Source organism: Acinetobacter genomosp. 15BJ, from assembly GCF_000400715.1.
GTDB lineage: Bacteria > Pseudomonadota > Gammaproteobacteria > Pseudomonadales > Moraxellaceae > Acinetobacter.
The window spans coordinates 38,213-64,820 of the sequence record NZ_KE007348.1 but is presented as its reverse complement, the minus strand read 5'-3'; the positions used below and the strand labels follow the sequence as shown (position 1 = coordinate 64,820).

Here is a 26,608-nt window from a genome sequence, read left to right as displayed (position 1 = left end):
CAAAATACTGCAAATTTTAAACGACACAAGCAGCCGCTCTCCGTCCAGTTCAGATAAGACAGCCACGGCTTTTTCACGTAAAATACCAATTAATTTATAATTAGGATTTGCGCAATGCCACCTTTTGTCTTGGTAGACGGGTCTTATTTCTTATTTCGTGCTTTTCACGCTTTACCACCATTAACCACGTCTACTGGCTTACATACCAATGCAATACGTGGTGCAATTTCAGCGATCCAAAAACTGATGCGTCGCACTCAGCCTACCCATATGGCTGTGATTTTTGATACGCCAGAGCCGACCTTCCGTCATAAATTATCGCCAATCTACAAAGGCGATCGCCCAAGCATGCCTGAGGAGTTATCTCAACAGATTCCTTATTTACATGCCTTGATCAAAGCGCAAGGGATTCCTTTGTATTTTCTCGCAGGTGCAGAAGCGGATGATATTATTGGGACTTTAACCAAGCGTGCCTTGGCAGAAGGTCATCATGTCCTCATCTCGACGGGCGACAAAGACATGGCGCAGTTAGTCAATGAACATGTCAAACTGGAAGACAGTTTTAAAGAACGTGTTTTAGATGAAGCCGGTGTTTTTGAAAAGTTCGGTGTACATCCAAATCAAATCATTGATTACCTCACCCTGATGGGCGATGCGTCTGACGGCATCATGGGCGTTCCGGGTGTTGGCGCAAAAACAGCAGCGAAGCTGCTGAATGAATACGGCACATTAAACAATATTATTGCCAATGCTGATCAGCTTAAAGGCAAACTCAGCCAGAATATTAAAGATAATGTAGACAACATCAAAGTTGACCATCAACTTGCCAGTATTGTCTGTGATCTCGATCTTGCCTTAGATTGGCACGACCTTAAACTCGCCAATCCCAATGTGGATCAGCTTCGAGAGCTCTATACTGAATTAGAGTTTCGCAACCAATTACAATCCTTAGACCATCCAAACAATCCAAACAGTCCTGCTTATCAGCAAACCTCGCAAAGTATTGCCAAAGCTGAACAAAAAGCAGAACCCGTGGTGGCTGAAGATCATGCCAATCTTTCCAGCCAAGATGATCAACTGGGGAATGCGACTTATCATACAGTATTGAGCCAACAAGATTGGGATGCCTTGTTGCAGCGTATGCAACAGGCGGATCATTTTGCGATTGATACTGAAACCACCAATCTGGATTATCGCTTTGCCGAACTGGTCGGTTTCTCGGTGGCATTTGATGCCAAAGATGCCTATTACGTTCCTGTCGCACATGATTATGAAGGCGCACCTGAGCAACTGAATCGTGAACAGCTTCTCGCTCAGATCAAACCGATTCTTGAAAATGAACAAGTACGGAAAATTGGTCATCATTTAAAATATGATGCGCATATCTTTGCCAATCATGGTATCACCATTCAAGGTTGGTATTTCGATACCATGCTTGCTTCATATGTATTGAATGCCGCTGCAACGCGACATGGTATGGACGATGTTGCTCGTCTTTATCTCAGCCATTTGACCACGACTTTTGAACAAATCGCGGGTAAAGGTGCCAAACAGAAAACCTTTAACCAGATTGAGCTTGAAGTGGCTGCGCATTATGCAGCCGAAGATGCGCATGTCACTTATCGTTTGTATGAGGTGCTCGCAGCAAAACTAAAAGCCCATCCAGAACTGGTCAATATTCTACATAATATTGAAATGCCTGTTGCTCGTGTCCTCACGGGCATGGAAGAAGATGGGATTAAGCTCGACCATCAATTCCTCGATCAACTCAGTGTCGAGTTTTCAGAAACCATTCAAACGCTTGAAGCTCAAGCAGCGGAACTGGCAGGCGAAGCATTTAATGTTGCCTCACCAAAGCAAGTCGGTGAAGTCCTGTTTGAAAAGCTAGGACTCAAAGGTGGTAAGAAAACTGCAACAGGTCAATACAGTACCAGTGAAAGTATTTTAGAGAAAATCGAACATCCATTGGCTGAAGTCATTTTGGAACATCGTGGCTTGGCAAAACTCAAAAATACCTACACCGATCGCCTGATTGAACAATCGCATGACAGAACACATCGTGTACATACCAGCTATCATCAAGCCTTAACTGCAACAGGCCGCTTGTCTTCAACCGATCCAAACCTGCAAAACATTCCAATCCGTACTCCAATTGGTCGTCAAATTCGTAAAGCCTTTATTGCACCTGAGGGTCGTGTGTTACTCGCTGCCGATTATTCTCAAATCGAACTGCGTTTGATGGCACATTTCTCTCAAGATGATGCGTTAGTTCATGCCTTCCAGCAAGGTCAAGACGTGCATCGCCGTACCGCTTCTGAAGTGCTTGGTATTGCTATTGAAGATGTGACCAATGACCAACGCCGCCAAGCCAAAGCGGTTAACTTTGGTCTACTCTATGGTATGTCTGAATTTGGTTTAACCCGTCAGCTTGGTTTTAGCCGTGAAGAGTCACGTAGCTACATCGCACGTTACTTCCAACGATATCCAGGTGTTTTGGATTATATGGAGCGCACACGTCAAATTGCGCGTGAGCAAGGTTTTGTTGAAACCATTTTAGGCCGTCGTCTATACACACCAGACATTATGGCCAGCAATAAAATGATCAAACAAGCAGCTGAACGTGCGGCCATCAATGCACCTTTACAAGGCAGTGCGGCAGATATTATTAAACTTGCCATGATTGCGGTCGATAAAATGCTACCTAAAGATCAAGCTAAGCTGTTATTACAAGTGCACGATGAACTTGTGTTTGAAGCGGATGCTGCGATTGCGGATGAACTATCAAAGCAAATTGCTGAAGTGATGCAATCTGTATTGGAAATTTCAGTACCGTTTGTGGTTGAAGTTGGACAAGGCCAAAACTGGGATGCTGCCCACTAAGCCACCCACACATTAGAAAAAATGTTTCTTGCAGACAGGGGATAAACTCCCCTGCGCTACAAGAAAACTGAAAATAAAGAATATCTGATAAAAATTAATTCGTATAGGAGAAAGGAATGCAATATGTCCTTTAATCAAGTCCAATTTAAGCGCTTTCACTCTATTGATTCATTACGCTGTATTTCAATCTTTTTGGTTTTACTGCACCATTTCAATATCCCTTATAAGCTCTTTGACACCTCGATCAACTTTCAGGTTTTTGGTGAAAATATCACCACACTTTTAGCCCGCAATGGTAACTATGGCGTCACCATGTTTTTCGTCATCTCGGGTTATCTCATCACCTCACACACCATCAAACGCTGGGGTGCATTGCATCAGATCAATACGCGCGATTTTTATATTTCACGATTTGCTCGCATCATGCCAACCTTGATCCTGCTGATCTGTCTGGTCAATCTCTTCGGTGCATTTGAGCTTAAACCTTTTATGACTCAGGCCCCAAATGGCATTGTCGTCGCTCAGTCAACAGTTAACCTAGCAGCGCTGACCTTTTGGATGAACATCCTGATTATTGAAAATGGCTGGGTCAACTATGCGCTTGGCGTGTTATGGTCTTTATCTGTGGAAGAAGTGTTTTATTTACTTTTCCCACTAACAGCATTGCTATTTAAGAAGAAGCCCTACTTTCTATTTGTCTGTGTTGCCGTAATTCTATTTGCACCGTATTTTAGATTTTTACATTACGGCGAAGAAAGTGGTGCGTACCTCTATCATTACTTCTCTAGTTTTGATGGGATTGCATTTGGCTGTATCGCGGCACTGATTGCACCGCAACTTAAACTGCAAACCCAAACCTGGTTAGGGTTGAAATACATTGCCATTGCGACCATGTTCATCATTTATTTTTCTGCACCGATTAAACAAAACTGTATTTGGGGAGTCAGTCTATTTGCACTTGCAACAGCGATCCTGATTGTTGCGAATGTGGCAAAGGAACACACCACCATGCAGACACAGCGTTTTAAGTGGTTACAGGATATTGGTAAGAACAGTTATGAAATTTATTTATTCCACCTGATTATTTTAGGTTTTTTCAAACTGTTTTATACGCCCGCACTGACAGAGGGCAATATCAAGCTGATCTTATTGGTGATTTATTTTGTGCTTGCGATTGCACTAGGTGGGCTGATTGCACGCTACTTTTCTAATCCACTCAATCGAGTAATCCGGCAACGTTGGATCAAGAAATAAAAAATGGGCTTTACGCCCATTTTTTATTGAATCAGATTTGCTTAAAGACCAGTTAATAGTACTTTAGCTGCTTCATTCATGAGAATCTCAGCCACGTATAAGGCCAAGAAAGCCAAAATTGGAGACAGGTCGATCATCCCCATGTTCGGCAATAAGCGACGGAATGGTGCAAGCAATGGTTCAGCCAACTCTTGAATCACTTCAATATAAGGTGAGCGTGTCTGAGTAAACATCACCACCCAACTTAAAATGATCGTTGCAAAAATCAAGTAACGACAGAAACGAATCAAATCTTGAATCATGGTCACAAAGGTGGTGATCACCAGATACACCGCACTATGTGGCATCTGCCCAGACAAATACATCAGACCAAACATTTTCAGGAGATACAGCACCACCAACAAAGCAACTGCCGCTAAATTGACACGGCCTTTACCTATCGTCGGGAAAATGCGGCTAAACACATCCACAATCTTGGTGGCTTTCACGGTTGAAAGTACCACAGGATTGTATGGACTGACTGCTGCCAATTGCATTAAAAAACGGAAAAAGACCAATAAAATTGCAACATTGATCAAAACACCAAAAATTAGCGCAGAACTTGCACCCATAATTGTCTTATCCTACTTAAACCGATTTAGTCTTGTCACTCAACTCTTGCGCTAGCTCTTGGCTACGCTTCTGAGCTGCTGCAAGCGCTGCTTGAATATTTTGTGAAATCTGCGCACGATCAAACACCTCTAAAGCTGCTTGCGTTGTGCCATTTGGAGAGGTCACATTTTTACGTAATTCTGCTGGAGAATTTGAGCTGGTAATCGCCATTTGTGCCGCACCTAATGCTGTTTGCAAGGTCAATGCCGTCGCCACTTTTTCATCTAGTCCCAAATTTTTACCAGCACGAATCATACTTTCCATCAAATAGAAGAAGTATGCTGGGCCAGAACCAGAGACTGCGGTTACTGCATCAATTTGAGCTTCACTCTCCACCCAAATGGTTAAACCAGTCGCCGCTAAAATTTGACTGGTTAACTCACGATCTTGAGCACCGACCGCTTCAGATGCATAAATACCATGTGCACCTGTTTGTACCAATGCTGGCGTGTTCGGCATGACACGGACAATACGTTGACTACCACCAATTAAATCTGAAATCGTTTGAATTTCAGCACCCGCAATAATTGAGATCACGAGTTTATCTGACAATAAACCTTTTAATGGTTGTAATACCGTTGCCAAAACTTGGGGTTTTACCGCCAATACCACAACGTCCGCATTTTTAATTGCGTCCACATTGTCAGTTGTGGTTTGAATATTTTTTTCTTCTAAGATGTGACGAATTTGTTCGACAGGATCAGAAACCGTAATGCGCGTTGTGGGTAAACCACGAGATAGCAGCCCGCCAATCAAGGCTTGTGCCATGTTACCGCCGCCAATAAAACAAATATTTTGATTCAATGTTGTCGCCATGTCCTACTCATCATATGAAAAAGACTGCTGAAAAAAGTCATTACAGTCAGAAATTAAACTTGGTTGCCAACCGCCCTGTTCTAAATAATCAGATTGCGCCAACCAAAAACCCTTTGGGCTAAAAACCCCAAGCATAACATTATCTACGACTAATATTTGAATTGTATGACGTAACCAAGGCAAAATCTGTAGCTCTTGGATGGCTTTTTTCAGAGGCCAATGTCCAACACGACCATAAAGATGAATTTTTTCACCACCCTGCCGTTTAAGCAACTTTAACTCTCGCCCTAAAAGCCGAGATGAAAGACCAATTTTTTGAGTTTCGATCTTAAATTGTCCAGCCGCAACATTGATGGTTTCGCCCATATCAAACTGTTGTGACAAGGTATCTGGAAAGGAAAATAATTTTTCTGCGTACAGCTCATCATGGGTTAAACGATATAACGTCTTCTGATAGCGAACGAAATAATGTTGATTGATATGTAAAGTTGCCTGCGCATCTGGCTTTGCAAGAATGACCTCATGCTGCAATCGCTGCACCATATCATAACTTGGTCGATATTGATCCGCCCCCCTCACCCAAGCTGATAACAATTGACGTTGCCGTGCAGCTGAGAGTTGCTCTAACACGATCAGATCAAGTACACGATCAGTCGCACACTGTTGCCAATCCTTCTGCAATACTTCATCTAGTATTTCCGCAGCATCCAGCATCAGAGAACTGGTGCGTGCCACAGCTGCCTGCATTTTGGGGAAGCGTTTTTGTAAGACATCCCATAATTCTTCTCGACACCACGCCCGATCATAGTGCGTATCGTAATTGGTTGGGTCTGTCACATAGGCAAAATCAAGTTGCTGCGACCATTGTTCAATTTTCTCGCGGCTCACATCTAAAAATGGTCGCCAAATGGTCATGTCTTGACGAATATCAATTTGCTGCATCGCAGCCAATCCATGCACACCTGCCCCAGAAAACAAGCGTAATAATAGTGTTTCGGCCTGATCCTGCTGATGATGTGCCAAGACTAGAATTTCATTGGATTGTAAATGCTGTTGATACGCTTGATAACGCGCTTGACGTGCTTGTTGTTCCAAATTGCCTATTGCAACGTCTACTTGTTGAATAATACACGGGATATTTAAAGCATCTGACTGCTGCTGTACAACATGGCCCCATTCAGCACTCATCGTTTGAAGTTGATGATCAACATAAATCGCACGGGTTTGAGTCGGAAAAAGTTCAGACATTAGAAACAGCAACAGCATGGAATCCATGCCGCCGCTACACCCAATCAAGAATTGAGTTTGTTCAGAAAAATGCTGGGTTTGTGCTAAGACGCGATGCCTAAATTGCTGCTGCCAAACTTCATTAAACGTTGATAACGTGCGTCGCATCGTTCTTGCGCATCCATCGGTTGCAATTCATCTAAAGCTTGTTTTAACACATCTTTCAAATCATGCATGACTTTTTCAGGCTGCAAGTGTGCACCGTCACCTTCATCCACAACATATTCAACAATGCCTAAAGCTCGAAGTTTATCTGCAGTTAGCGAAAGTGCTTCACTCGCTTGTGCTGCTTTATCAGCGGTTTTCCATAGAATAGACGCACAACCTTCAGGTGAAATCACAGAATAAATACTGTGTGACAGCATAATCACACGATCGGCTACACCAATACCGAGAGCACCACCTGAACCGCCTTCACCAAGAATCGTGGCAATAACAGGAACTTTTAAACTTGAAAGTTGTGCCAAGCTGGTTGCAATCGCTTCTGCTTGACCACGTTCTTCAGCCCCTACACCTGGGTATGCACCCATGGTATCGACGAAGGTGAACACCGGTAAATTAAAACGTTCAGCCATATCGAGTAAACGTTGTGATTTACGATATCCTTCTGGATTACACATCCCAAAGTTATGCTGTAGCTTTTCACGTGTGCTGCGACCACGATGTTGACCAACCACCATCACAGGTTGTCCGTCAAAACGCGCCAAACCACCGATCATGGCACCATCATCACCAAATAAACGGTCGCCGTGAAGTGCATCAAATTCAGTAAAAATTTCACTGACATAATCTAGAAATTGCGGACGCTCAGGGTGTCGTGCAATTTGAACCGTAGCCCAAGCCTTGGACTGAGTCGCTTTATTTTTCATAAGTCAAGAATGGTCCATAATAATATGGTTAATCAACAAATTTGTCTGACTGAATATTTAACTCAATGTCCCAATGCTTAAATTGCACCTGCTCATCATGCAGGTCAGCAACCAATAAAGGCCATTGTTTAGCATCGCCAGAAACGCTGAGTTGCCATTGTTGATCATTTACAACACTCAGTTCAATGGCAGGAAGCATCTGATCACTACGACTATGGTTCAGTAAAACTGCAAGACGCAGTAATAAGCACAGGTAGATTAAATGACTACCACCGACCTTTAAAACGTCATTTTTTGCATCTGCACGTAACTTACGACGATGGTGCGAAACCAAATGCGAGAGATGATTTTGATCAATTTGCGAGAAACCCGGAATATCCGAATGTTGCAATAAATATGCCCCATGACGATGATAACCGCCATGGCTAATCGCTAAACCGATTTCATGCAGATAAGCTGCACGACGCAGTAAGTCACTGTCTTCAGTCGTTAAATTTAACGCCTCAGCCACACCGTCGAATAACTCTTGTGCCGTATTGACCACCCGTTCTGCTTGTTTGGGATCTGCGTTATAACGCCCCATTAACGCCTGTACACTGCGGTCACGAATATCTTCATGCTTAAAACGACCGAGCAAGTCATACATCACGCCTTCACGTAGTGCACCGTCAGAATATGCCAATTTGTCGATATCTAAAACTTCAAAAATTGCATATAAAATCGCAAGGCCGGCTGGCAAAACTGCTCGACGGTCTTCACGTAGACCTTCAAAATCAATTTCAGAAATATGTTTAAATTTGAGCAAACGATCTTTTAATTTATATAAGCCATCACGGGTCAGGTTTTCTTGCTCATCACTCAAACCCAGATTAACCGCAATCTGACGACAGGCTTTAATGGTTCCGCTTGATCCGACGACGGTATCCCAACCCACAGATTTATAGGTATTGGCAATCGCGGACATTTCTTTGCGTGCAGCAACCACGGCTTTATCAAATGCTTTGCTGGTAATTTCACCATCAGGGAAATAGGTTTTACTATAGGCCACACAGCCCATTTGTAAGGATTCGGTATGCAGCGGTTCAAACTCCTCACCGATGATAAACTCGGTTGAACCTCCACCAATATCCACGACTAAACGTCGACCACCATTGGCCATGGTATGTGAAACGCCCAGATAAATCAGACGTGCTTCTTCACGACCTGCAATAATTTCAATCGGTTTAGGTAAAATTTCGGCTGCTTTTTGGATAAATTCGTGACCATTTTTTGCTTGTCTTAACGCATTGGTTGCCACGATACGTAAACGATTCGGTTGTACTGAGCTCAAACGCCCAACAAAACGGGCTAAACATGCCAGTCCACGCTGTTGCGCGGCTTCGGTTAAATTCTTATTTTCATCAAGCCCAGCTGCTAACTGTACTTTTTCTGACATTGAAGCAACTTTCTTAACTTCACCGTGATCAACACGAGCGATTGCCAGATGGAAACTGTTCGATCCCATATCAATCGCAGCAAGTAATTCTTCATCAATCAGAAAATCAGACATTATTCATATAAACCCATGCTCAATTCACGCATTAGAGTAATTCACATGCTTACAATTTTAAAGTCATTTTAAGCAATAAAAGTCGCGTATTTTCGCTTTTCGTGCATAAATGATTGTAGAAGTCGATGATCAACATCGTGAGCATCCATTAGACTTTTCATTTTCAAACTTGAATAATCAGAACAAACCCTTACATTGAATAAAGCGGCAATGTAATATTCATCGTGATGATGATCAAATTCGCACTTTATTTCTTAAATTTGGAGCAACCTTATGTCTGCGACTATTGTTAATACAACTGATGCTAACTTCCAAGCAGATGTTTTAGATGCTGAAACCCCTGTACTTGTTGATTTCTGGGCTGGTTGGTGTGCACCGTGTAAAGCAATTGCACCTGTTCTTGAAGACCTATCAACTGAATATGCAGGAAAAGTAAAAATCGTTAAAGTTGACGTGACTGCATGTGAAGATACTGCCGTAAAATATAACATTCGCAATATCCCAGCATTATTGATGTTTAAAAATGGTGAAGTTGTTGCTCAACAAGTTGGTGCAGCACCACGTTCAAAACTTGCAGCATTCATTGACCAAAACATCTAATTCGATTGTCACACGGTCAATACAAGAAATATGCGATTCATTGAATCGCGTATTTCTTAGTAAAAATTGACAATTTGCTTGATTTCCTCTATATTTCTGGATCAAGAAGCTTTGAATGGAATCTACTTCATTGCGCTTCTTACAAGACAAAACATAAGATCGCCGCTCGGCAATAACAATTGTTTTCACATTTCTCTCTGAAACAATGAACCAGACTACTGAATCGTGGTTGTGTAAATACAATTACCTCAGCATGTATGTATGCGGTCGATTTTTTATTCTTTCCCTAACGTAGTCCTCCACTTATTCCATTCTGTCTGACCACTTATGAACTTAACTGAACTCAAGAAAAAACCCATTGGCGAACTCATTAAAATTGCGGAGTTTATGGGCCTTGAAGGCATGGCACGTAACCGTAAACAAGATATTATTTTTGCCATCTTAAAACGCCACGCCATGAACGGCGAAGAAATCTTTGGTGATGGTGTTCTCGAAATTCTTTCTGATGGTTTTGGCTTTTTACGCTCTGCTGCTGGCTCATATCTAGCAGGACCAGATGACATCTATGTCAGCCCATCACAAATTCGCCGCTTTAATTTACGTACCGGTGATACGATTACTGGCACAATTCGTCCACCGAAAGAAGGTGAACGTTATTTTGCTTTATTAAAAGTAAACCAAATTAACTACGATACGCCTGAAAACTCACGTAATAAAATTCTATTTGAAAACCTTACCCCATTATTCCCAACTGAACAGTTGGTGATGGAATTGGGTAACGGTACAACCGAAGACTTAACCTCTCGTGTTGTCGACCTTGTCGCGCCAATTGGTAAAGGTCAACGTTCTATTATTGTTGCGCCGCCAAAAGCGGGTAAAACAATGTTATTGCAAACCATTGCGCAATCGATTGTCCGTAATAATCCCGAAGTTTTCTTAATTGTACTTTTAATTGACGAACGTCCTGAAGAAGTAACAGAAATGGAACGCACTGTTCGTGGTGAAGTGATTGCGTCTACATTTGATGAAGCACCTGCCCGCCATGTTCAAGTTGCTGAAATGGTCATTGAAAAAGCAAAACGTCTGGTTGAACACAAGAAGGATGTTGTCATTCTACTTGACTCGATTACCCGTCTTGCACGTGCTTACAACACTGTAGTGCCTTCATCAGGTAAGGTATTGACTGGTGGTGTAGACGCACATGCTTTAGAGCGTCCAAAACGTTTCTTCGGTGCGGCACGTAATATTGAAGAAGGTGGTTCACTCACCATTATTTCTACTGCTTTGATTGAAACTGGCAGTAAAATGGATGATGTGATCTATGAAGAGTTTAAAGGTACAGGTAACCAAGAGATTACCCTTGATCGTCGTATTGCAGAAAAACGTGTATTCCCTGCAATGAATATCAAGAAATCAGGTACTCGTCGTGAAGAACGCCTCATGAGCGAAGAGAATCTTCGTAAAGTTTGGATTCTACGCAAGTTATTACATCCGATGGATGAGCTTGCAGCGATGGAATTCTTATTAGATCGCATGAAAGAAACCAAAACCAATGATGACTTCTTCGATCAAATGAAACGTAAGGCATCGACTTAAAGTCCAAAGAAAAAGCTACCTTAATGGTAGCTTTTTTTATTTGGTTGACACGCTTACAGAATATTTACACATTCTCCTAAAAATTATAGAAATAACCAATCCATTGATTTATATACCTATATTTAAAAAATGATATTATTTTTTTCAATTTACCGATTCAAATCACATAACTCATAGTTATTTTCTATCAAAAAATAGCCAAATTCTGCCCATTTTTGTCGTTTTGTTGGACAGAACAGTAGTAATTCATGAATTGCTTTGATAGGATAGCTACAGACCAGTTAGGCTGCTCCCTGCGTTGTTACCTAAAGCGTTTAGGAATAATAAAAGCACAAACAGACTAGCTCAGGTTTTTTTTAATCTCACAATTTTATGAGAGTGATGCCATGTTATTCAAAAAATTCGCTGTTGTTGCTGCTATTGCTACTACTTTAGCTTTCGTTGGTTGCTCTAAGAAAGAAGAAGCGCCAGCTACTGACGCTACTGCTGCTGCATCTGAAGCTGTAGAAGCTGCTTCTGAAGCTGTAGAAGCTGTTGACGCTGCTGCATCTGAAGCTGCTGCTACTACTGAAGCTGCTGCTTCTGACGTTGCTGCTGCTGCTTCTGACGTTGCTGCTGCTGCTTCTGAAGCTGCTCCAGCTGAAGCTTCTGCTGCTCAATAATCTAGTTTTAGATTATCGAAAAAAAGAGAACCTCACGGTTCTCTTTTTTTATGCCTAACATTTCTATAAATAAAAGATTGGCATAAAAAAAGCAGATCAATCGATCTGCTCATTCCCAACACGCTGTCTAAATTTCTGCCCCGCTCTGAACGTAACCACTCGACGTGCAGAAATTGGAATTTCCTCACCTGTCTTTGGATTACGTCCTGGACGTTCACGCTTGTCACGTAACTCGAAATTACCGAAGCCAGAAAGTTTGACTTGTTCACCCGCAATTAATGCTTGGCTAATTTCGTCAAAAAATAACTCGACCATTTGTTTTGCTTCGCGGCGATTTAAGCTAGTAAGCTCACTTAAATGGTCCGCCATATCTGCTTTTGTTAATGCTGTCATGAGGCCCTCAATGTCGCTTGGTAAGTGTCTTCCAACACTTGAATAATGTTATCCATACCAGATTTAATTTCAGCATCTTCAAGCGTACGAGTTGGATGTTGCCATAACACTGCAAAAGCTAAAGAACGCTTGCCTTGTTCAACCCCTTGGCCCGTATACACATCGAACAACCATGCTGAGTCTAGTAACTCACCACCAGTCTGCTCAATTAACCGCTGAATATCTCTTACCTCAATATTATCAGAGATTAAAAGCGCAATATCACGTCTAACCGATGGAAAACGTGATAATTCTGTAAAATTAGATACATAAGATTGCAAAACTGCCTGTTGGTCCAGCTCTGCGACCCAAGTTATACCCAAATCGAGTTCATTTTCCAATGATGGATGTAGACGACCTAAATAACCAATCGATTGCCCGTCCACCAAAATTTCTGCCGATTGGCCAGGATGCAACCATGCACGTTCTGTACGAATAAAGTCAGCACCAATACGACCAGCAGCTAAAACCTCTTCAATCTCACCTTTGAAATCAAAAAAATCCATTGATTGAGGTTTTGCATGCCACGATTCTGGTACACGCGCACCAACCGCAATCAATGCTAAAGTTGGGATCTGTTTTAGATCATGAATGTTTTGCGCACCCTGATAATCAAAACGTAGCCCCAACTCAAAGAAACGTACACGCTGCTGTTGACGGTTTAAGTTGTACTGTACACACGGAATTAAGCTAGACAACAAAGTACTGCGCATTGCAGCCAAATCACTTGAAATAGGATTGGCAAGCATCAGCGGCTGTACATTTGGATTTAATTGCTTCTCAAGTTTAGCATCGGCAAAGCTAAAGCTAATTGCTTCTTGATAGCCCAATGTCACCGCAGTTTGACGTAATTGTGCAATTTCAAAACGGTCTTGGTACTTTTCCAGTTTTACATCAATTTTTGGCAAACTAATTTGAATCTTGTCATAACCGTGAATACGAGCAACTTCCTCAATTAAATCTTGATAGATTGCCATGTCATAACGATGCGATGGTGGAACAACACTCCACTCACCTGTAGCTTTGCTTTCAACCACACAGCCAAGACGTGTTAAAGCATCCGCAATGAAGTCACTCGCTACAACATAACCTAGCAATTGATCAACCTGTGTTTGCTTCAATACAATTGCTTCACGCTTTGGAAGCAATTCTGTCTGTTCAGCGACAGTCACTGGACCAAACTCACCGCCAGCAAAGGCTTGAATAAGCTCAGAAGCACGATGCATGGCGATCATCGGCAATTCAAAGTCTACACCACGTTCATAACGTTGTGATGAATCGGTATGCAAACCAAAGCGACGTGCACGACCTGCAATGGCTAACGGTGCAAAGAAAGCACTTTCTAGGAAGATGTCTTGGGTATCATCAGTAACCGATGAGTCCAAACCACCCATAATCCCTGCAATCGCCAATAATTTCTGATCATCTGCAATGACCATCATGTCATCTTGCAATTCAACTTCTTGATCATTGAGCAACGTCAATTTTTCTTGTGGTTGCGCTTGGCGGACTTGAATCGAACCTTCAATTTTTGCCAAATCAAAGGCATGCATCGGTTGGCCAAGTTCAAGTAACACATAGTTGGTAATATCCACCAAAATACTATGGGTACGAATCCCTGAACGTGCCAATGCCTGTTCCATCCACTCAGGTGTCGGCGCTTTCACATTGACATTTTTAATGATACGCCCTAAATAACGTGGCGTACCTTCTGTGCTAATCGTTACTGTTTTCTCATCAGTAATTGATGCAGGAACAGCCTGAATCTTTGGTTCATTTACTTCAAGCTGGTTAATTACTGCAATTTCACGCGCAATCCCACGAATACTAAAGCAGTCACCACGGTTTGGGGTGATACTGATATCAATGACATTGTCATCAAGCTTTAAGTATTCACGAATATTCATGCCCACTGGCGCATCAGCAGGCAACTCTAACAAACCATCAATTTTGTCTTCTAAATCAATTTCAGAAGCGCCACAGAGCATACCCTGTGATTCCACACCACGCAGTTTGCCTTTTTTAATTTTAAAATCGCCAGGTAGTACGGCACCAATGGTTGCAACAGGTGCTTTCATGCCGACACGAACATTTGGCGCGCCGCATACAATTTGTAATGGCTCACCAGAACCAATATTAATTGTCGTTACACGTAAACGATCTGCATCTGGATGTTGTTCAACGGTTAGAACTTCCCCTACTACCACGCCAGTAAATGGTTTTGCTACAGGTGCTAACTCATCAACTTCCAAGCCCAACATGGTCAATTGATCAGAGAGTGCTTCACTATCAATTGCTGGGTTCACCCACGTGCGTAACCAATTTTCACTAATTTTCATTTGTATAAACCTTATTTAATCCTGAAAAAATGTTTAAGCAAACTGGCGTAAAAAACGCACATCATTTTGGTAGAACATGCGCAAATCATTAATGCCATAACGCAACATTGCAAAACGCTCTACCCCTAAACCAAAAGCAAAGCCTTTGTATTTGTCAGGATCAATCCCTGCAGCACGCAGTACATTTGGATGTACCATGCCACAACCTAAAACTTCTAACCAACGACCACGCTCATCCATAATATCTACTTCAGCGCTTGGCTCAGTAAATGGGAAATAAGAAGGACGGAAGCGTACTTTCAAATCTTTTTCAAAGAATTCATTTAATAGGTTAATCAATAAACCTTTTAACTCAGCAAAGCTGGTGTTTTCTGCAACGTATAAACCTTCGATCTGATGGAACATAGGCGAATGCGTTTGATCCGAGTCACAACGATATACACGACCTGGGCACACGATGCGAATTGGTGGCTGACTAGTTTCCATAGTACGAATTTGTACACCCGAGGTATGGGTACGAAGCAAATGCGTTGCATCAAAATAGAAGGTGTCATGCATAGCACGAGCTGGATGATGACCCGGAATATTCAAGGCTTCAAAGTTATGATAATCATCTTCAACCTCAGGACCATACGCAATTTGGAAACCAGCTTTCGTAAAGAACTGGCAAATACGCTCTTGTACCTGAGTAACAGGATGAATACTTCCCATACGCTGACCGCGACCAGGTAAAGTAATATCAATGGTTTCACTTGCTAATTTTTTTGCAAGCTCAGCTTGTTGTAATGTTTGTTGACGCTCAGTCAAAGCTGTATTGATTGCTTCACGAACAGCATGAATCGCAGCACCTTGTACTTTGCGTTCTTCAGGATCCATTTTTCCAAGTGCTTTCGACTGCTCTGCAAGCTGGCTTTTCTTCCCTGTAAATTGCACACGGACTTGATCGAGTGCAGCAAGGTCTTGAGCCGCTGCAATGGCAGCAAGCGCTTCAGTGGTCAGGGCTTCCAGTGACATAGTAACTCTCAAAGCAACAAAATATAGAAATATAAGTAAACGCTATAGTTTATCAGCTTTTTACCTATTTAATGAAGATAAACGGCTGTTTAAATAGAGTACTTTTTCAGTTTTAATTTAAAGATAAAACAACAAGAATATGAAGTAGATGGCTTAAATTTTCGTAAAAATTAATCAATAATTGAATAAAATGTATAAGATACTAGGGTCTATTGACATTTCAACCATGCATTGCGTTATCGGCTAAAACAACATAAACAAGGCATGAAACGCAGACAATGGCAAATCCATTGTCAAGTTTCATAACACAGTTTAGGGAGGTTTTAGCCATAACCTGAGTAAGATCAAAGCACTGCTTTGATCTCAGCGCAAGGACAGATGCGTTATGTCTTATTTATTTAGAGTGACTCAATTACATAAGACATGCCTCGTAGCATCAAAAAAATGTCCGCTGTCGCAATGAGAGCTATAGCTCGTAAAGTGAAATATCAATAAACCCTAATTCGTCAATGAGAAAGAATAACGATGGCGCTTGATCAAATCTGGAAACAACAGCTTACACTTGTGACTTATGGCAATGAGTTTCTTACAGGTGAACTCAATTTTAGTCGTTGGATTGAACATCCGATTTTCAATCAAAATCGACTGATCTTTAGGGATTTACTCTCCCAGCACCTGTTGGCACAACATTTCCAGATTTGGCTTGAAGGCCTAAAAAAACAAGGGGTTAAAAAACTCAGCCTACATTTATCCAGCGTACTCAATGACGAGCAAAATCCAAATGCCAATGTGGAGCTGCTTCCCTTCGCACATTTTATTGTGAGCCATCAAGGCAATAAAAAAACCGCATGGATTTGTGGACATGAACTGGCTGAATGGGATAACAGTGATAAAGCCTTTGATGCACCTGTATCTCAACAAACAACCCTCCGGCAAGAAGTTTTTTGGCGTTATGAGTTAAATGATAAATTCGCCAAGAAAATTGATGCTGACTTACAGAAGATGAATTGGAATCAGGCTGCCATTTTCTTGGAGAAAGAACTGTTCGCTAGTAAATATGCAGAACATTTTTCTGAGCCAGAACAACAGGACCTCCCTTTCTATGGCTATGAATTTGATTCGATCAGTACATCAAACCAGCAACTCGCATTGATTCCAACCGATTATCCTGCTGATTGCGCACATCGCCTGTTACATCGCACTCAAGCTTTGGCTGATTATTTGGAACAACAAAGACAGCATCCTTATCATGCGACAGGTGAATTGATCAGTCCTGAAGAACAAATCAATTTGCGAAACTTCTCTCAAAAAACCGATGATTTATTTGCAAAATTGATTGTGAAAACAGCAAATCATTACCAAACAGCCCAACTCACAGCAGAAGAACCTGAAATCATTGACCGAACCATGGAAATCCCACATCAACTTGATAAAGCCCAACAGCATAAAGTGGGTACATCAGGGGTTATTAAACTGATTATCCTGACTGTAATTATCTGTCTACTTGCTTATTATTTTGGTCTGTAGCAACACCAAGCATAAAAAAACCTAGATCATGTCATCTAGGTTTTTCTTTTATCGTTTTAGAAGGTCGGTCGAATTCTGATAATCACTTTATGCCCGCCATCATGCTGATTAACAATGTGATGTACATTTTCAATTTCACCTTCAACTTCAGCATCTGGCCCATAAAAAATTCGGATGGTTTCCCCCTTTCTAGGCACAATACTCAGTTCTGTTTCAAATGCACCTTGCTGCAACCCTTCTACGCTCACTAACATATTTTTATCCTGATGCTGTTTTCTTTACTGTAAAAAGATTTCAGCCTAAAAGTCTAATCGAACATGTTTGGGTTATGTAATCATTAAATAAATCAATAGATTGTCTTAATCATCATAATCCAAATCATCTTCATCCATATTGACGAAATCAGGTTCAGGGGTTTGCTCAAATTGCACGGCGAGAATATCTGTTTGTTGAAGTAAACTTGCTTTAGCGACACGATGCATTCCATCCATCACACGCCCATGCGCACATAAGATAATTGGATAACTCAGATCAGCATCTTGAATCAGTTGAAAGTGCTCAATGATTTGTTGTGTTGTTGGATATTGATCTGGAAACCAATAGGCTTCGTTGAGTTCCTGAATATCAACAAGTTGTACTTTCTTGGCAATACACGCTTTTGTCAGCTCAACGAGATGATGGACATCCCAAATATAAGTATCCACTCCAACTTGTCTAAAGTGATATTGTCTGCGCACGATTACTCCTAGTTAAAAGCTGAGTACGAACTTGCATAAGTGCAAAACCAAGTAAGTTTAATCCCTGCCATTGGCTCGGGTCTTGGATATGCTGGTGATCTTGTGCCATACCAATCCCCCAAATCTTATCAACAGGCGATGCTTCAACCAAAATACGATCATGCGTGGCAATCAAGAAATCTCTTAATTCTGGATGCTGTGAAAATTTAGCCAAATTTGCCTGTACCACGATATCAAAACGCTTTTCCTGCCACAGTTGTTCGTCATAGTGCTGTATTTTTCGACCTAGCTGTTTTGCTTCATTCGGATGTGTGACCTTCAAAATCTGATTAAATATCTCATCATCGTTAAAGAGCTTTGCTTTTTTGCGCCATCATATAATGTTCCGCCGTGAGATATTCAACACCCTCCTGTTTGAATGGCGATGGAAACCACTGGCTAAAACAAGTTTTGTCTACATGATTGGTTTGCTTTGGGGTATGTCCCCAGAAATATAAATATTTAAATGGGTGACCTTGTTGGACTTGTTGAATTAAATCATTTAAAAATTGTTCGTCTTGCATCATCTATCTCTGATTATTATCTATTATTGAAAGTCCAATTCACTAAAAATAAAAAAGACCGCTAAAAAGCGGCCTTCTTTGAATCTCTAAGCTTATGCAGCTAATGCGCCTTTAGCTTTTTCAGCTAAAGCAGCAAATGCAACTGCATCATGCATAGCGATGTCAGCTAATACGCGACGGTCGATGATCACTTGAGCTTTTTTCAAGCCATCGATCATACGGCTGTATGACAAACCGTTAAGACGAGCACCAGCATTGATACGCGCAATCCATAAAGCACGGAATTGACGTTTCTTTTGACGGCGGTCACGGTAAGCGTATTGGCCAGCTTTGATTACCGCTTGGAACGCTACGCGGTAAACGCGTGAACGAGCACCATAGTAACCTTTAGCGCGAGCAAGAATTTTTTTGTGACGACGATGAGCCACTACACCACGTTTTACACGAGCCATTTATAATCTCCTTAGATGTATGGGCACATACGACGAACTGATGCAACATCACTTACGTGAACCATTACACAGCCGCGCAATTGACGGATACGCTTAGCAGATTTTTTGGTCAAAATGTGGCGCTTGAACGCTTGTTTGCGCTTAAAACCGTTTGCAGTCGCTTTGAAGCGTTTAGCTGCACCACGGCGAGTTTTCATCTTAGGCATAACAACCTCTTTTGAACACCTGTTCGGAACGTTTGCACCATTGCAAAAACGACCTGCAGGTAAGGGAGCCAGTATTCTAAAGCATAGCAAGCTAAAACGAAAGTAAAATGCTCATTTTTTGATAGTAAATCGTCTCTTTTCTATAAACGTTATTTTCTATAACCAATTCTCAAATTACGAGAAACATCCATAAAATTAACACCTATAATAAATACAAGCTCTTAAATTCAAAAGAATATGACTATACAAAATGATGCTTTCGCTGCATTGCGGTACCGAGATTTCTCTATTGTGACCGTTAATCAATTCTGCTTAACACTAGCAATTTTGATTCAGGAAATTATCGTCGCCTATTCGCTTTATCAAATCACCCGTGACCCACTCACCTTGGGTTTTATTGGTCTGGCAGAAGCGATTCCATTTATCACGCTGTCTTTATGGGGTGGCTATTTCGCCGACAAATTGAATAAACAGACCATTATGAAAATCTGCTTATTCTTTTCGATTCCTTTACCTTTAGTGCTTTGGGCACTGTTCCACTTACATGGTTTAGAAAAAATTGGGGTTAGCACACTGTCCTGGGGGATCTATGCTGTCATTTTTGCTTTAGGAACCATTCGAGGTTTTTATAATCCATCTGCAACATCACTCAAACCTTTTCTGATTCCACGTGAACTGTATGCCAATGGTGCAACATGGACCACAATTGGCTGGCAAAGTGGTGTGATCATCGGTCCTATGCTCGGTGGTTTTATGCTGGCTTTTCTGGGGCGTGAAACTAGTCTCTTTGCAGTATCTGCATTATTGGCCGTCTGCTTCATTTTGATTAACTGTCTAGCAAAGCGAACCTTTCCCAAAATGGAAACCGAAAATGTGCTGCAAAGCCTGACTGATGGTTTCCGCTTTATCTGGAAAACTAAAATCGTTTTATGGGCGATCTCACTTGATCTAGTATCGGTGTTATTTGGTGGTGTGATTGCGTTATTGCCAATTTTTGCCGAAGAAATATTACGAGTCGGCCCTGAAGGTCTTGGCTATTTACGTGCCGCACCATCTATTGGTGCTCTCATCACCATGATTGCACTCACCAAATTCCCGCCAATGCAACATGCATGGCGAAATATGTTATTCGCGGTAACAGGTTTTGGTATTTTTACCATTCTGTTCGCCTTCTCAAATCATATGTGGCTCTCATTATTTGCCTTAGCCATGACGGGTGCTTGTGACAGTGTTTCTGTCGTGGTTCGTCAAACCATCTTGCAAATTTTTCCACCTGAAAATATGCGCGGTCGTGTCGCAGCAGTAAATGGGATGTTTGTTTCTTCAAGTAATGAACTGGGGGCTTTTGAATCGGGTCTCGCAGCCAAATACCTCGGCACAATCACTGCAACTATTCTTGGCGGTTGTATGACACTTGCCGTAGTAAGTTATTGCTGGTTTAAAACCAATGACTTATTCAAAGTCGATATTACTAAAGGTTCGGATCACTAAATAAAAGGGAAAGAGCCCATCTTCCCCTTTTTCATTAAAAGAGCCCGAGATATAAAGCATATAACGTTAAATAACGCCCACCTTTGGCGATGGTGACAATCAATAAAAATCGCCAAAAATTCTCTTTCATCAACCCAGCAATCAAGGTAATGGGATCACCAATCACGGGAGTCCAACTCAGTAGCAACGAATAAAAACCATATTTATGATAAATCTGCTGTGCTTGTAACAACCGTTGTTCTGAAACAGGAAACCATTTTTTGTCTTTAAAATGTTCAATCTTTAGTCCAAGCCACCAATTCACACAGGAACCTAAGACATTTCCAATGGTCGCAACCAAAATCAGATAAAAGGGATTGGAAAGCCCTTGTACCAAGAGCGTCATTAATACCGCTTCTGACTGTAAAGGCAATAAGGTGGCAGCGCCGAAGGCTGAGAGAAACAATAACAAATAAGACATCAAAACAAGGGTCTCTTAAACAGGCAGCCACATATCATCAAGAGAAGACCATATAACGTGAACGCTATGGATTCAAGGTTAATTTTGCCCAAGTCGCTTCAAGCATCTCCTGCGAAATATCAATCCGAAAGACTGTTTTAATCACATCCTCAAACTCATCAAAGGTAGATAACTCTTTCTTATCAGAGTTTCCTTTGCCATGTGTTCTTAAAACACGATCTTTTAAGGTAATTCGCATTTCGGCATTGGCAGTAGATAACATTAAATACTGGGTAAATAAGGATTCAGGCGAGGTCGAAATATACCAATTCGCAATCAAGGCATCTGCGTCTGCAATCTGCTGTTGGGGGTTAATCGCATAGACATTGACCCATTGATTATGGATACAGACTTGTAGCATATATTTCATTTCCGTCAGCACTGTCGCATCTAGACCACTCTGTGCAAGCTCAACGAATCTGAAAGGTTCGAGTGGCGTCTGCTGTGTTTCACCAGTCTTATCAAGTGATAAAACCGTGGTCGGGGTCATCCCCCCAAATCCTGGATCATACAAGAACAATTGCTGATCAATACGTACCAGTGTGACCAAATGAGTTCTCACAGGAGTACTGATAGGCGAGCTTTGATAATACACTCGACCGAGTATGTTATATGCCTCATAGCCCAGTTCAGTTAAGGCAATTCTGGTTAGGGTACTGTGTTCTAAACAATAGCCCTCACGATTTTTAATTAATAATTTTTGCACAAGTTGATCTGACGCTAATGAAACTTCATCTCCTAAAAAAGAGGATAAATTACCAAAAGGAATAGCTTGTACATGAAGACTTAATAGGCTTTTTAGATTAGTCAAGGTTGGAGAGAGCTCCCCTTCAAAACCAAGATTTTTTAAATAAAGGGCTGATATTTTTGCTTGCATGATGCTTTATCTTTGGTGAACTTAAATCATCGTAGCTTGAACATGCATAGACTAGATGAAAAATTACACAATTATAAAATAGTCAGGCTTACATGCCCGAAATCATGGCTTTGCCAAAATTAATTTTTAGTTTTCGCTTTTTTAGATCGAATAGAAAAATACATAACTGAAAAAAGGAATGGAAAAACAAATAACAGCCAAAATGTAAGATCAGATCTAATAATTTTTTGGTACAGGCTAAGTTGCATTTCACCAGCAGAAACCGCAGCCCAGTCAATAGATAGCGTATGATCAAGATAGCTACATAACACCAATGATAAACTTAAAAAGGCAGAAAAAAACCAGCTACTACAATATGAATTTTTGGTCTCTAGCTGTAGCCAAGCAAAAAGTGTAGAAAATAACAGCCCTAAAACAGTAATAAAAGTAAATACCAAAACCGCTAAATGACTCTCTGAATAGAGCTTTTGCAACTGAGCGCAGAGGATTGCTGTAAGCAACAACAATCCCATCGCAATCGCCCAATGCTTTAAATAGCTGTGTCGTCCAATACCTTGATTCATCCAACTTTGATCGATAAAGCTTTTTGTATCGCAGGGCGAGCCGTTAAGCGTTCAATATAATCTTTCACATACGGGTAGTTTTCAAGCTGAATCCCCTGCCATTCATAACGCAATGCCCAAGGTAAGATCGCCATATCTGCAATCGAGTATTCGCCTGCTACAAACTTTTGACCAATCAACTGTTTGTTTAAGACACTATACAAACGCTTGGTTTCATTCACATAACGATCAATCGCATAAGGAATACGTTCAGAGGCAAACTTATTGAAATGGTGGTTTTGCCCAAGCATTGGACCAAAACCACCCATTTGCCACATCAACCATTGTTCAACCTCAACTCGCTCTTGCTCATCGGTCGGATAGAACAGTCCTGTTTTTCGACCTAAATATTGTAAGATTGCACCCGACTCAAATACTGAAATCGGTTCACCTCTTGGACCATTTTGATCGACAATCGCTGGAATTTTATTATTGGGAGAGATTTTTAAAAAATCAGGCTGGAACTGATCATTTTCCAAAATATTGATTGGAAAAATCTGATACTCAAGCCCCATTTCTTCTAAGGCGATTGTTATTTTATGCCCATTGGGTGTGCCCCAGTAATATAAGTCAATCATTTTATATTGTCCTATTCATCGTTATCTTGACTGTTGTTGCGTTATAGCACACTTCCTACTTATTGATCAGTAGACAAGCACGAAAAGAAACAATAAAGCGGTGTTTTCAAAGACAATGTTCAAAGATTTAAGCTTGATTATCCAAGAATTCTTTGGCTTTCTCTCCAACAAATTTACGACCAGCATTACTGCCATTAATCCACTCTTCCACAGAGAATAAATCAAACATCCCAACTTTAAATAAAGTCGGTACAGCTAAAATCAGTTCATCTTCTACTGCACCACGAACGCCTGCATTATAGAGATTAATATTATGTAACATGGTCGCGACAGTACCTGTTTGGACACGACTGCCATCTTTGAGTGTAACTTGAGGCAGAACCTCGCCTTCTTGTACCACTTTTTGATTAATTTCAGAGAGTTGTTGAGTACCAGTAATTGTAGACATGTCTCGTTCCTATTTTTAAATAGTGTAATTATCAACAAACCCTATCATAGCTTGTTTTCATCTGTTCCAATGATGCTTAGAATTTTTTAACAGATTTATCCCAGATTAGGTTATCAATTTTTAGACATAAAAAAGCACCGCTGAGAGCGGTGCTTTTTTATAAGAAAAATTACTTTTTCTTTTTCGGACCAATTAACATGCCCATTTGACGACCTTCCATCTTCGGCGCTTGTTCAATCACGCCAAATTCAGCAACGTCTGCTTCAATTTTTTGCAATTGAGCCAAACCAAGCTGTTGATGTGCCATCTCACGACCACGGAATCGTAAAGTGATTTTTACCTTATTTCCTTCTTCAAGGAAACGTAAAATTGCACGCAATTTAATTTGGTAATCACCTACATCCGTTGCAGGACGTAATTTGATTTCTTTCACTTGCACTTGATGCTGTTTTTTCTTCGCATCTTTTTGCTTTTGCTTTAAGTCAAATAAGTGCTTGTTGTAGTCCATGATTTTACAAACAGGTGGTTCTGCATTCGCCACAATCTCAACAAGGTCAAGATTAGCTTCTTCTGCAGCACGCAATGCTTCATTTAATGAAACAACACCTTTTTGTTCTCCATCTGCAGCGACGAGGCGTACTTCTTTCGCACGGATCTCATCGTTAATTGCAGGACGGTTACTTTTAGCACCTTGTTGTTGGTTACGGTCAGGCTGTTTAATCTTTATTACTCCACGATATACCGGCCACGTTCGGCAACGGCAGATTTCACTAAGTCAATAAATGCATCTACTGACATAGTACCTAAATTTTTTCCTGAGCGAGTACGCACATTAACTGTACCTTCTTCAACTTCTCGATCACCGAGAACAAGAAGGTAAGGAATACGCTCTAGGGTACGCTCACGAATCTTAAATCCGATCTTTTCATTTCTCAAGTCAGAAATGGCACGAAGACCATTTTCTTTGAGTTTTGCGACCACTTGCTCACTTGCTTCCGCTTGTGAATCGGTAATATTCATGACACAAGCTTGGATTGGTGTAAGCCATGGTGGCATGAAGCCCGCATAGTGTTCAATTAGTATACCAATAAAACGCTCGAAACTGCCAAGAATTGCACGATGAAGCATGACTGGTTGATCACGATCATTGTCTTCAGTGACATAAGACGCATCTAAACGGATTGGTAAGTTGAAGTCACACTGGATTGTACCGCATTGCCATACACGGCCTAAGCAGTCTTTCAATGAGAATTCAATTTTCGGACCGTAGAATGCACCTTCACCTGGTTGCAAGTCCCAAGCCAAGCCAGCATCATCTAAAGCATCTGCTAAAGATTTTTCAGCCAAGTCCCAAAGTGCATCATCACCCACACGCTTTTCTGGACGTGTCGACAATTTCATTTGCACGTCTTCAAAACCGAAGTCTTTATACACATCCAAAGTCAGTTTAATAAAGTCTGCAACTTCTTTACCAATCTGTTCTTTAGTACAGAAGATATGTGCATCATCTTGGGTAAAACCACGAACACGCATAATGCCGTGCAAAGAACCTGATGGTTCATTACGATGACAAGAACCAAATTCAGCTAGACGAATTGGTAAATCACGGTAAGATTTTAAACCTTGGTTAAAGACCTGTACGTGACATGGGCAGTTCATTGGCTTGACTGCATAGTTACGACTTTCAGAGTGAGTCGTAAACATATTTTCAGCATAGTTTGCCGCATGCCCAGACTTTTCCCAAAGCGTAAAGTCTACGATTTGCGGTGTCTTAATTTCTTGGTAGCCATTGTCTTGCTGAACTTTACGCATGTATTGTTCAAGCACTTGGTAAATGGTCCAGCCGTTCGGATGCCAGAACACCATACCCGGTGCCTCTTCTTGCATATGGAACAAGTCTAATGCTTTACCAATTTTACGATGGTCACGCTTTTCAGCTTCTTCAATACGTTTGATATATGCAGCTAACTGTTTTTTATCAGCCCAAGCTGTACCATAAATACGTTGTAGCTGTTCATTCTTCGCATCACCACGCCAGTAAGCACCAGAGATTTTAGTGAGTTTGAATGATTTTAAGAATTTAGTGTTAGGTACGTGTGGACCACGGCACATATCCAAATAGTCTTGATGGTAGTACAAGCCCATTTGAGTTTCATTCGGCATGTCTGCAATCAAGCGTAACTTGTATTCTTCACCGCGTGCAGTGAATTCAGCGATCACATCTTCACGTGGTGTCATCTTTTTGATGACGTCATAGTCTTGGTCGATGAGCTTTTTCATACGCTCTTCAACCGCAGCCATATCATCCAAAGTAAATGGACGTGGCATCCAGATGTCGTAGTAGAAACCTTCTTCGATCACAGGACCGATCACCATTTTCGCTTCTGGGAACAATTGCTTAACTGCATGTCCTACCAAGTGCGCACATGAGTGACGAATGATTTCTAAACCTTCTTCATCTTTAGGGGTAATAATCTGAACTGTTGCGTCTTCTGTGATTAAATCACAAGCATCCACCAAGCGATCATTGATACGGCCAGCAACAGTATTCTTTGCAAGACCTGGACCAATGCTCTGAGCAAGTTCCATCACAGAAATCGGATGATCAAACTGTTTCTGATCACCATTTGGTAAAGTAATGATTGGCATAATAAAATCCTTAAGGAGTGATGCCCTATA

At 41.3% G+C, this 26,608-nt stretch carries 26 protein-coding genes and 1 pseudogene; 7 read left to right on the top strand and 20 right to left on the bottom strand.

Features of this window, described 5'->3' with window-relative positions:
* Window positions 1-114: 114 nt before the first annotated feature.
* Both polA and F896_RS04010 read left to right on the top strand, forming a co-directional pair.
* Window positions 115-2,880, top strand: coding sequence for a DNA polymerase I (gene polA, locus F896_RS04005; protein WP_016164704.1), 2,766 nt, complete (start codon window positions 115-117; stop codon window positions 2,878-2,880).
* A 123-nt stretch (window positions 2,881-3,003) separates the two neighbouring features.
* A complete protein-coding gene (locus tag F896_RS04010) occupies window positions 3,004-4,134 on the top strand; it encodes an acyltransferase family protein (RefSeq protein ID WP_016164703.1) in 1,131 nt (376 codons plus the stop codon).
* Between the two features lie 41 nt (window positions 4,135-4,175).
* Here the strand turns inward: F896_RS04010 and F896_RS04015 are convergent, their stop codons facing one another.
* The 5 genes from F896_RS04015 to ppx are packed head-to-tail and all read right to left on the bottom strand — an operon-like array spanning window position 4,176 to window position 9,306.
* Complete coding sequence (locus F896_RS04015; RefSeq protein WP_004804504.1) at window positions 4,176-4,745, bottom strand: YggT family protein; 570 nt, start codon at window positions 4,743-4,745, stop codon at window positions 4,176-4,178.
* A gap of 16 nt (window positions 4,746-4,761) precedes the next feature.
* Window positions 4,762-5,601, bottom strand: coding sequence for a pyrroline-5-carboxylate reductase (proC, locus tag F896_RS04020; protein ID WP_016164702.1), 840 nt, complete (start codon window positions 5,599-5,601; stop codon window positions 4,762-4,764).
* A gap of 3 nt (window positions 5,602-5,604) precedes the next feature.
* A complete protein-coding gene (gene tilS, locus F896_RS04025; protein WP_081402391.1) occupies window positions 5,605-6,996 on the bottom strand; it encodes a tRNA lysidine(34) synthetase TilS in 1,392 nt (463 codons plus the stop codon).
* Window positions 6,933-7,757 carry an acetyl-CoA carboxylase carboxyltransferase subunit alpha gene (locus F896_RS04030; protein WP_016164700.1) on the bottom strand — a complete coding sequence of 275 codons (825 nt, stop codon included), beginning with the start codon at window positions 7,755-7,757 and terminating at the stop codon, window positions 6,933-6,935. Before F896_RS04030 ends, tilS begins: the two co-directional genes overlap by 64 nt.
* 28 nt (window positions 7,758-7,785) lie before the next feature.
* Window positions 7,786-9,306, bottom strand: a complete 1,521-nt coding sequence (gene ppx / locus F896_RS04035) for an exopolyphosphatase (RefSeq protein WP_016164699.1) — start codon at window positions 9,304-9,306, stop codon at window positions 7,786-7,788.
* Window positions 9,307-9,579: 273 nt separating this feature from the next.
* Here ppx and trxA point away from each other — a divergent pair, with 273 nt between their 5' ends.
* The 3 genes from trxA to F896_RS04050 all read left to right on the top strand — a co-directional run bounded on the left by trxA (window position 9,580) and on the right by F896_RS04050 (window position 12,164).
* On the top strand, window positions 9,580-9,906 hold the full coding sequence (trxA, locus tag F896_RS04040) for a thioredoxin (RefSeq protein WP_004804498.1): 327 nt from the start codon (window positions 9,580-9,582) through the stop codon (window positions 9,904-9,906).
* A 327-nt stretch (window positions 9,907-10,233) separates the two neighbouring features.
* The gene (rho, locus tag F896_RS04045) at window positions 10,234-11,502 is read left to right on the top strand and encodes a transcription termination factor Rho (RefSeq protein ID WP_004804496.1); all 1,269 of its coding nucleotides are present in this window, start codon (window positions 10,234-10,236) and stop codon (window positions 11,500-11,502) included.
* A 386-nt stretch (window positions 11,503-11,888) separates the two neighbouring features.
* Window positions 11,889-12,164: a hypothetical protein gene (locus F896_RS04050; RefSeq protein ID WP_004804494.1), complete on the top strand. Its 276-nt coding sequence runs from the start codon at window positions 11,889-11,891 to the stop codon at window positions 12,162-12,164.
* Between the two features lie 96 nt (window positions 12,165-12,260).
* Here the strand turns inward: F896_RS04050 and F896_RS04055 are convergent, their stop codons facing one another.
* From F896_RS04055 to pheS, 3 genes are read right to left on the bottom strand one after another with little or no spacing between them, the layout of a single operon-like run.
* A complete protein-coding gene (locus F896_RS04055; protein WP_000126166.1) occupies window positions 12,261-12,557 on the bottom strand; it encodes an integration host factor subunit alpha in 297 nt (98 codons plus the stop codon).
* Window positions 12,554-14,935 carry a phenylalanine--tRNA ligase subunit beta gene (gene pheT, locus F896_RS04060; protein WP_016164698.1) on the bottom strand — a complete coding sequence of 794 codons (2,382 nt, stop codon included), beginning with the start codon at window positions 14,933-14,935 and terminating at the stop codon, window positions 12,554-12,556. Before pheT ends, F896_RS04055 begins: the two co-directional genes overlap by 4 nt.
* 33 nt (window positions 14,936-14,968) lie before the next feature.
* Window positions 14,969-15,949 carry a phenylalanine--tRNA ligase subunit alpha gene (pheS, locus tag F896_RS04065; protein WP_005146537.1) on the bottom strand — a complete coding sequence of 327 codons (981 nt, stop codon included), beginning with the start codon at window positions 15,947-15,949 and terminating at the stop codon, window positions 14,969-14,971.
* 525 nt (window positions 15,950-16,474) lie between these two features.
* Between pheS and F896_RS04070 the strand changes: the two genes are divergently transcribed.
* Window positions 16,475-17,476, top strand: a complete 1,002-nt coding sequence (locus F896_RS04070) for a hypothetical protein (protein WP_016164697.1) — start codon at window positions 16,475-16,477, stop codon at window positions 17,474-17,476.
* A 56-nt stretch (window positions 17,477-17,532) separates the two neighbouring features.
* On the opposite strand, the gene F896_RS04075 is transcribed toward F896_RS04070, so the two are convergent.
* The 5 genes and pseudogenes from F896_RS04075 to rpmI form a co-directional block, all read right to left on the bottom strand.
* Window positions 17,533-17,730, bottom strand: coding sequence for a hypothetical protein (locus tag F896_RS04075; RefSeq protein ID WP_004655648.1), 198 nt, complete (start codon window positions 17,728-17,730; stop codon window positions 17,533-17,535).
* 105 nt (window positions 17,731-17,835) lie between these two features.
* Window positions 17,836-18,213 (bottom strand): hypothetical protein, encoded by a 378-nt coding sequence (locus F896_RS04080; RefSeq protein ID WP_016164696.1) that lies wholly within the window; start codon window positions 18,211-18,213, stop codon window positions 17,836-17,838.
* Window positions 18,191-18,776, bottom strand: a pseudogene (locus F896_RS0120035) (NADAR family protein). The gene F896_RS04080 and the pseudogene F896_RS0120035 overlap by 23 nt, the downstream one beginning before the upstream one ends.
* 92 nt (window positions 18,777-18,868) lie before the next feature.
* On the bottom strand, window positions 18,869-19,228 hold the full coding sequence (gene rplT, locus F896_RS04085) for a 50S ribosomal protein L20 (protein WP_004664213.1): 360 nt from the start codon (window positions 19,226-19,228) through the stop codon (window positions 18,869-18,871).
* An 11-nt stretch (window positions 19,229-19,239) separates the two neighbouring features.
* Window positions 19,240-19,434, bottom strand: coding sequence for a 50S ribosomal protein L35 (rpmI, locus tag F896_RS04090; protein WP_004278281.1), 195 nt, complete (start codon window positions 19,432-19,434; stop codon window positions 19,240-19,242).
* 237 nt (window positions 19,435-19,671) lie between these two features.
* Here rpmI and F896_RS04095 point away from each other — a divergent pair, with 237 nt between their 5' ends.
* Window positions 19,672-20,925, top strand: coding sequence for an MFS transporter (locus F896_RS04095; protein ID WP_016164693.1), 1,254 nt, complete (start codon window positions 19,672-19,674; stop codon window positions 20,923-20,925).
* A gap of 34 nt (window positions 20,926-20,959) precedes the next feature.
* On the opposite strand, the gene F896_RS04100 is transcribed toward F896_RS04095, so the two are convergent.
* The 7 genes from F896_RS04100 to thrS form a co-directional block, all read right to left on the bottom strand.
* The gene (locus tag F896_RS04100) at window positions 20,960-21,385 is read right to left on the bottom strand and encodes a YqaA family protein (RefSeq protein ID WP_005051656.1); all 426 of its coding nucleotides are present in this window, start codon (window positions 21,383-21,385) and stop codon (window positions 20,960-20,962) included.
* A 64-nt stretch (window positions 21,386-21,449) separates the two neighbouring features.
* On the bottom strand, window positions 21,450-22,301 hold the full coding sequence (locus F896_RS04105; RefSeq protein ID WP_016164692.1) for an arylamine N-acetyltransferase family protein: 852 nt from the start codon (window positions 22,299-22,301) through the stop codon (window positions 21,450-21,452).
* Window positions 22,302-22,420: 119 nt separating this feature from the next.
* The gene (locus F896_RS04110) at window positions 22,421-22,864 is read right to left on the bottom strand and encodes a hypothetical protein (protein WP_016164691.1); all 444 of its coding nucleotides are present in this window, start codon (window positions 22,862-22,864) and stop codon (window positions 22,421-22,423) included.
* Window positions 22,861-23,481 carry a glutathione S-transferase N-terminal domain-containing protein gene (locus F896_RS04115; RefSeq protein ID WP_016164690.1) on the bottom strand — a complete coding sequence of 207 codons (621 nt, stop codon included), beginning with the start codon at window positions 23,479-23,481 and terminating at the stop codon, window positions 22,861-22,863. Before F896_RS04115 ends, F896_RS04110 begins: the two co-directional genes overlap by 4 nt.
* Window positions 23,482-23,608: 127 nt before the next feature.
* The gene (locus F896_RS04120; RefSeq protein WP_016164689.1) at window positions 23,609-23,929 is read right to left on the bottom strand and encodes a DUF7709 family protein; all 321 of its coding nucleotides are present in this window, start codon (window positions 23,927-23,929) and stop codon (window positions 23,609-23,611) included.
* 169 nt (window positions 23,930-24,098) lie between these two features.
* On the bottom strand, window positions 24,099-24,650 hold the full coding sequence (gene infC, locus F896_RS04125) for a translation initiation factor IF-3 (RefSeq protein ID WP_081400781.1): 552 nt from the start codon (window positions 24,648-24,650) through the stop codon (window positions 24,099-24,101).
* A 5-nt stretch (window positions 24,651-24,655) separates the two neighbouring features.
* Window positions 24,656-26,578, bottom strand: a complete 1,923-nt coding sequence (gene thrS / locus F896_RS04130; protein WP_016164688.1) for a threonine--tRNA ligase — start codon at window positions 26,576-26,578, stop codon at window positions 24,656-24,658.
* Window positions 26,579-26,608 lie beyond the last annotated feature (30 nt).

Coding starts and splice junctions, on each gene's coding strand:
- rplT (WP_004664213.1), bottom strand. CDS start 19,228: ATGGCTCGTGTAAAACGTGGTGTAGTGGCTCATCGTCGTCACAAAAAA.
- F896_RS04110 (WP_016164691.1), bottom strand. CDS start 22,864: ATGAATCAAGGTATTGGACGACACAGCTATTTAAAGCATTGGGCGATT.
- F896_RS04030 (WP_016164700.1), bottom strand. CDS start 7,757: ATGAAAAATAAAGCGACTCAGTCCAAGGCTTGGGCTACGGTTCAAATT.
- rpmI (WP_004278281.1), bottom strand. CDS start 19,434: ATGCCTAAGATGAAAACTCGCCGTGGTGCAGCTAAACGCTTCAAAGCG.
- pheT (WP_016164698.1), bottom strand. CDS start 14,935: ATGAAAATTAGTGAAAATTGGTTACGCACGTGGGTGAACCCAGCAATT.
- polA (WP_016164704.1), top strand. CDS start 115: ATGCCACCTTTTGTCTTGGTAGACGGGTCTTATTTCTTATTTCGTGCT.
- F896_RS04100 (WP_005051656.1), bottom strand. CDS start 21,385: ATGTCTTATTTGTTATTGTTTCTCTCAGCCTTCGGCGCTGCCACCTTA.
- F896_RS04055 (WP_000126166.1), bottom strand. CDS start 12,557: ATGACAGCATTAACAAAAGCAGATATGGCGGACCATTTAAGTGAGCTT.
- F896_RS04070 (WP_016164697.1), top strand. CDS start 16,475: ATGGCGCTTGATCAAATCTGGAAACAACAGCTTACACTTGTGACTTAT.
- F896_RS04095 (WP_016164693.1), top strand. CDS start 19,672: ATGACTATACAAAATGATGCTTTCGCTGCATTGCGGTACCGAGATTTC.
- F896_RS04075 (WP_004655648.1), bottom strand. CDS start 17,730: ATGTTAGTGAGCGTAGAAGGGTTGCAGCAAGGTGCATTTGAAACAGAA.
- F896_RS04115 (WP_016164690.1), bottom strand. CDS start 23,481: ATGATTGACTTATATTACTGGGGCACACCCAATGGGCATAAAATAACA.
- rho (WP_004804496.1), top strand. CDS start 10,234: ATGAACTTAACTGAACTCAAGAAAAAACCCATTGGCGAACTCATTAAA.
- tilS (WP_081402391.1), bottom strand. CDS start 6,996: ATGCGACGCACGTTATCAACGTTTAATGAAGTTTGGCAGCAGCAATTT.
- thrS (WP_016164688.1), bottom strand. CDS start 26,578: ATGCCAATCATTACTTTACCAAATGGTGATCAGAAACAGTTTGATCAT.
- F896_RS04015 (WP_004804504.1), bottom strand. CDS start 4,745: ATGGGTGCAAGTTCTGCGCTAATTTTTGGTGTTTTGATCAATGTTGCA.
- F896_RS04050 (WP_004804494.1), top strand. CDS start 11,889: ATGTTATTCAAAAAATTCGCTGTTGTTGCTGCTATTGCTACTACTTTA.
- F896_RS04105 (WP_016164692.1), bottom strand. CDS start 22,301: ATGCAAGCAAAAATATCAGCCCTTTATTTAAAAAATCTTGGTTTTGAA.
- trxA (WP_004804498.1), top strand. CDS start 9,580: ATGTCTGCGACTATTGTTAATACAACTGATGCTAACTTCCAAGCAGAT.
- ppx (WP_016164699.1), bottom strand. CDS start 9,306: ATGTCTGATTTTCTGATTGATGAAGAATTACTTGCTGCGATTGATATG.
- F896_RS04120 (WP_016164689.1), bottom strand. CDS start 23,929: ATGTCTACAATTACTGGTACTCAACAACTCTCTGAAATTAATCAAAAA.
- proC (WP_016164702.1), bottom strand. CDS start 5,601: ATGGCGACAACATTGAATCAAAATATTTGTTTTATTGGCGGCGGTAAC.
- pheS (WP_005146537.1), bottom strand. CDS start 15,949: ATGTCACTGGAAGCCCTGACCACTGAAGCGCTTGCTGCCATTGCAGCG.
- F896_RS04010 (WP_016164703.1), top strand. CDS start 3,004: ATGTCCTTTAATCAAGTCCAATTTAAGCGCTTTCACTCTATTGATTCA.